Origin of the sequence: Protofrankia sp. CiP1_Cm_nod2 (assembly GCF_920664355.1) — a bacterium.
GTDB lineage: Bacteria > Actinomycetota > Actinomycetes > Frankiales > Frankiaceae > Protofrankia.
Genome location: NZ_CAKKTL010000311.1, coordinates 1 through 5,142 on the forward strand (window position 1 = coordinate 1; position 5,142 = coordinate 5,142).

Consider the following 5,142-nt stretch of genomic DNA (forward strand, 5'->3'; position numbering starts at 1 on the left):
ACAGAACCACCATCACCACCATCCCCAGCCCTGCCGGCCGCACCATCACCCTGCTACGCGCCTGACAGCCGCGGCCCGCGGCGGAGGGAGATGGCCAGAAGACCGTCGCGAGGATCATGCCGGGGTGGCATCCAGTGCAACACTGTTTGTGACCGGGTACCCGCGTTTCGTGGGCGGCGGATGGTTCGTAATACTGGTCGGTGTGATGGCTGACGCGGGGACCGGTGAGAGGGCGGCAAACGGCGCGTCCAGACAGCCGTTCGCGCACCTGAGCGCACCGAATGCCCCCTTTTACCGGGACGTGCTGACGACGTTCGCGCGGGCGCGGGACCGGTTCATCGTGCACATGCGGCCCGAGGACGTCAGCGTGGACCTGGGGCGGCCGGGGGATACCGAGCCGGTGGTCGCGGCGTTGGAGAAGCTGGTCGAGTGGGGGAACCTGCGGGCCGATCCCGACACCTCCCGGGTGGTCACGGTGGAGGACTTCCACCGGGCCCGCTACCTCTACCAGCTGACCGTGGCCGGGCAGGCCGCCGAGGACGCGATCACCGTCTACGAGGAGGCGGTCGGCCGCAAGGGCGCGCTGCAGTCGGTGGCGCTGGAGGACATCGCCACCCAGCTGCACGCACTGGCGGAGATGGCCGCGGCGGGCCCGGGACGTCTCGATCCGGCAAAGGTGCACCTGCTGTTGCTGGCGCTGGCCGAACGTTTCACCGGGCTCGCCGACAACGCACAGGCATTCATGGCCTCGTTGCGTCGGGTCATTGATTTCGCCGACGGGAACGTGGACGCCTTCGTCGCCTACAAGCAGCGGCTCATCGACTACATCAACCGGTTCATCGCCGACCTGGCCAACCGGGGAGCGGAGATCGCCACCCTGCTCGGCCGGATCGAGGCAGCCGGCGTGGACCGCCTGTTGGTGCTCGCCGCCCGCCGGGAGGCCGCCGACGTCGTCCCGGACATCCCCGACGGCACCGACGGCACCGGCAGCGGTGCCACCGGCAACGTGACTGGCAGTACTGTGACTGACAGTAACAATTCTGAGAGCGCCGAGAGCGCTGTCAGGGGTGCCGGGGGACGTCCCGTCATCGACGCGGACGCGTCCGCCGCCTACGATGCCGCGGCCGCGGCATCCCTGGCCGACTGGCGCAACCGGTGGCGTGGCCTGCGGGACTGGTTCCTCTCCGCCGACTCGCGCCATCCGTCCCAGGCCCGGCTGCTGCGCGGCGCGGCCGTCACGGCGATCACCCAGCTCATCGACACCGTGGCGGCGCTCAACGAGCGCCGCTCGGGGCGTTCGGACCGGTCGGCGGACTTCCGCGCACTCAGCCGCTGGTTCGCCGAGGCACCGGACGACGCGGCGGCCCACCGGCTGTGGCGGGCGGCGTTCGGCCTCACCTCGGCCCGGCACCTGACGGTCACCCAGGAGACCCTGACGGCCTGGGAGGATGACGAGCCGACGCCGGCCACGCCGTGGCGGCAGGCACCACCGGTACGGATCAGCCCGCAGCTGCGCCGGACCGGCTCCTACGAGCGGCGCGGGCAGCCCAACCGGGTCGCGGACCGCGCCGGGCAGCGCCGGTTCCTCCAGGAGCAGGCCGCCCGGGAGGCCGAGGAGGCCGCGGCAGCCCGGCAACGGCTGGCCACCGCCGGGCCGGTCCTGCTCTCCGGCCTCGATGTGCTCGACCGGCAGGCGTTCCGGCTGTTCCTCGGCGTCCTCGGGGACGCGCTCGCGGCCCGGCTGCCGGGCGAGACCGAGGTGAAGACCACCACCAGCGACGGCAGCATGGAGATCCGGCTGTCGCTCGTCCCCGACGGGGGCACCGTGGCGATCGAGACCTGTGACGGGGTGCTGCACGGCCCGGAGCACCTTGTCGAGATCGTCGATCTGACCGCGGCGCGGCCCGGCGGGGCACGGGAAGCGGTATGACGGGAAGCGGTATGACCGGAAGCGCTATGACCGGGGACGCGTCCACCGAGGAGAAGCGGGCGCAGCGGCGCAAGGCCCTGCGCATCCTGCTGGCCAAGCCCCTGCTGAGCGCCGGCGCGGACGACGACGCGCTGCGGCTGGTCCGCCGCAACGCCGCGCAGCTGCGCGAATGGCTCGCCGTGGAGACCGGCTGGCGGCTGGTCGTCGACGTCGAGTCGGCGCGGCTGTTCAAGACGGTGCCGGCTGATCCGGACGGCACGCATCCGGCGCGGGAGGGCCGGGGCCGGGCACCGTTCGGGCGCCGCCGTTACGTGCTGCTCTGCCTCGCGCTGGTGGTGCTGGAGACGGCCGACGCGCAGGTCACCCTCGGCCGGCTGGCCGAGGGGATCATCGTCGCGGCCAGTGACCCGGAGCTGGCCGCCGCCGGTGTCACGTTCACCCTCAGCCGCCGGGACGAGCGTTCCGACCTGGTCGGGGTGGTCCGGCTGCTGCTCACCCTCGGCGTGCTCGAACGGGTCGCCGGCGACGAGGACGCCTACCTCACCGACACCGGTGACGTGCTGTACGACGTGCGCCGCCGGATCCTGGCGTCGATGCTGACCGGCGTCCGCGGCCCGTCCACCATCGAGGCCGCGGACTTCGGCCAGCGGCTGGCCGAGCTGACCCACGAGCCGGTCGCCGACACCGACGAGCTGCGTAACCGGGCGCTGCGCCACCGGCTGACCCGCCGTCTGCTGGACGACCCGGTCGTCTACTACGACGAGCTCGCCGAGGACGAGCGCGCCTACCTGACCAGCCAGCGGCACGCGATCACCCGGCGGATCGAGGAGGCCACCGGCCTGGTCGCCGAGATGCGCGCCGAGGGCATCGCCATGGTCGACCCCGACGACGAGGTGACTGACGTGCGGATGCCCGAACAGCGCACCGACGGCCATGTCACCCTGCTCGTCGCCGAGTATCTGGCCGCCGCGGCCGGCCGTGGCGAACCGGTGCCGACCGCCCGGCTGCGCGCCCACGTCCGGAAGATGGCGGTCGAACACGCCGCCTACTGGCGGCGCGGTGTCACCGAGCCGGGCGCCGACGCCGAACTGCTCGCCGCGGCCCTGGACAAGCTGCGCGCGCTGCGGCTGGTCGTCGACGTCCCCGGTGACCAGCCGATGGTGCTCGCCCGGCCCGCGATCGCGCGGTACGCGGTCGAGGCGCCGACGATCCGCACCGGCCCGGCGGCCCGCACCGGCCGGGGCAGAGCCGGCCAGGGGAACAGGACCGGCCAGGGGAGCAGAGCAGGCCAGGGGAGCGGGACCGGCCGGCAGGGGAGCGGGGCCGGCCGGGCCCGGGGCAGAGCCGAGCAGACCAGGGACACCACCACTGACAGGAAGGCGGCTCGCGGGTGAGCGCCGAGGCACCCACGCCGCGCCGGCAGCGCTGGCAGCCGCTGCGCACCGGCCTGGTGGACCTTTTCTACTACGACGTCGAGGAGTTCCACTTCCATGACGGCCGGCTGCTGCTGCGCGGCAACAACGGCACCGGCAAGTCGAAGGTGCTCGCGCTGACCCTGCCGTTCCTGCTCGACGGCGAGCTGGCCGCGCACCGGGTCGAGCCGGACGGCGACCGCAACAAGCGGATGGAGTGGAACCTGCTGCTCGGCGGCCGGCATCCGCATCCCGAACGGCTGGGGTACACCTGGCTGGAGTTCGGCCGGCTGTGCGCGGACGGCGCCGCCGAGTACCGCACGATCGGTGTCGGCCTCAAGGCGGTGGCCGGGCGCGGCATCGCCCGGCACTGGTTCTTCGTCACCCGGCAGCGGATCGGCCCGCAGCTGTCCCTGGTCGGCCCGACCAGGGTGGCGCTGACCCGGGACAAGCTCAGGGAGGCCGTCGACGGGTACGGCGCGGTGTACGACACGGCGTCGGACTACCGCCGGGCCGTGGACGAGACACTGTTCGGTCTCGGCACGCAGCGTTACGAGGCGCTGGTCAACCTGCTCATCCAGCTCCGCCAGCCGCAGCTGTCGAAGAAGCCCGACGAGAAGCTGCTCTCCCGGGCGCTGACCGAGGCGTTGCCGCCGCTGGATCCGGCGCTGGTGGCGACCGTGGCCGAGGCGTTCCGCGGCCTGGACGAGGAACGCGAGGCGCTGCGCGGCCTGGACGAGGCGAGAACCGCCGCGGACGCGTTCCTGACCCATTACCGCCGCTACGCGGCCGTCGCCGCGAAACGCGCCGTGGCACCGCCGCGACAGGCGCACAGCCGCTACGAACAGTTCGGCCGGGAGCTCGGTGAGGCCGACAGCGCGCACCAGACGGCGAGCGAGGCGCTGGCCGCCGCGCAGCACCGCCTCGAGGAGCTGGCCGCGGCCAGGGCCGCGCTGGAGGTGCGGCGGACGGCGTTGCAGGACAGCCCGGAGATGCGCGACGCCGAGGCGCTGCGCACCGCCGGCGCCGAGGCCGAGCGGCTGGCCCGGTTCGCCGCCGGCCGCCGGAGCGACAGCGCGTCCGCCGACGAGGCGGTCAGGCGCCGGCAGGCCCGTTCCACCGCCGCCCGGCGGACCGCCGCCGCGGACGAGGAGACCTTCGGCGCCGCGCTGTCCACGGCGGCGCGGGCGGCCGAGGCGGCCCGCATCACCGACCGGCATGCCACGGTGCTGGCCGAGCTGGACGGTGACCAGCCGCCCTACCCGGCCGCCGCCAGGGCGGGCACCGCGCTCGTCGACCGGCAGCGCAACGCCGTCACCCGCCTGGACGGGCTGCTAACGCAGGCGTGGACGGCCGAGACCGCCGCGCGGACAGCCCGCGAGGAGCTGGACCGGATCAGCGCCGAGCGGCAGGCCGCGATCAACCGGATCGCCGAGGCCGACGAGCTGACCGCCCGGCGCGGCGCCGAGCTCCTCGAGGCGTACGCGCGTTACCTGGCCGGCACGGCCCTGCTGCGGGTCGCCGACGCCGACGAGGTGCTGGCCGCCGCGGAAGCATGGGCGGAGACCCTCGACGGCCCGAACCCGGTGACAACGGCCGTGGACACCGCGGCCCGGCAGGCCACCGCCGCGCTCGGCCGCCGGCAGGCCCAGGTCGACGCCGAGCGGGCGGCGGCAGGCGGCGAACGCGACCGGCTCGCCGAGGAGATCGCCCGTCTGGAGGCCGGCGGCCACGACGCGCCGCCGACGCCGTACACCCGCTCTCTTATACACATCTCCGAGCCCACGAGACAAAAGGCAA

At 73.9% G+C, this 5,142-nt stretch carries 3 protein-coding genes; all 3 read left to right on the forward strand.

Annotated elements, in window-relative coordinates:
• Window positions 1-205: 205 nt before the first annotated feature.
• Window positions 206-1,930 (forward strand): TIGR02677 family protein, encoded by a 1,725-nt coding sequence (locus NBW84_RS22335; RefSeq protein WP_445548818.1) that lies wholly within the window; start codon window positions 206-208, stop codon window positions 1,928-1,930.
• 11 nt (window positions 1,931-1,941) lie between these two features.
• The gene (locus tag NBW84_RS22340; RefSeq protein ID WP_250287151.1) at window positions 1,942-3,324 is read left to right on the forward strand and encodes a TIGR02678 family protein; all 1,383 of its coding nucleotides are present in this window, start codon (window positions 1,942-1,944) and stop codon (window positions 3,322-3,324) included.
• A partial coding sequence (locus NBW84_RS22345) for a TIGR02680 family protein (protein WP_250287153.1) occupies window positions 3,321-5,142 on the forward strand: 1,822 nt, incomplete at its 3' end. The genes NBW84_RS22340 and NBW84_RS22345, both read left to right, overlap by 4 nt.

Excerpts from the sequence above, each read along its gene's own strand:
- NBW84_RS22335 (WP_445548818.1), top strand. The coding sequence starts at position 206 with ATGGCTGACGCGGGGACCGGTGAGAGGGCGGCAAACGGCGCGTCCAGA.
- NBW84_RS22340 (WP_250287151.1), top strand. The coding sequence starts at position 1,942 with ATGACCGGAAGCGCTATGACCGGGGACGCGTCCACCGAGGAGAAGCGG.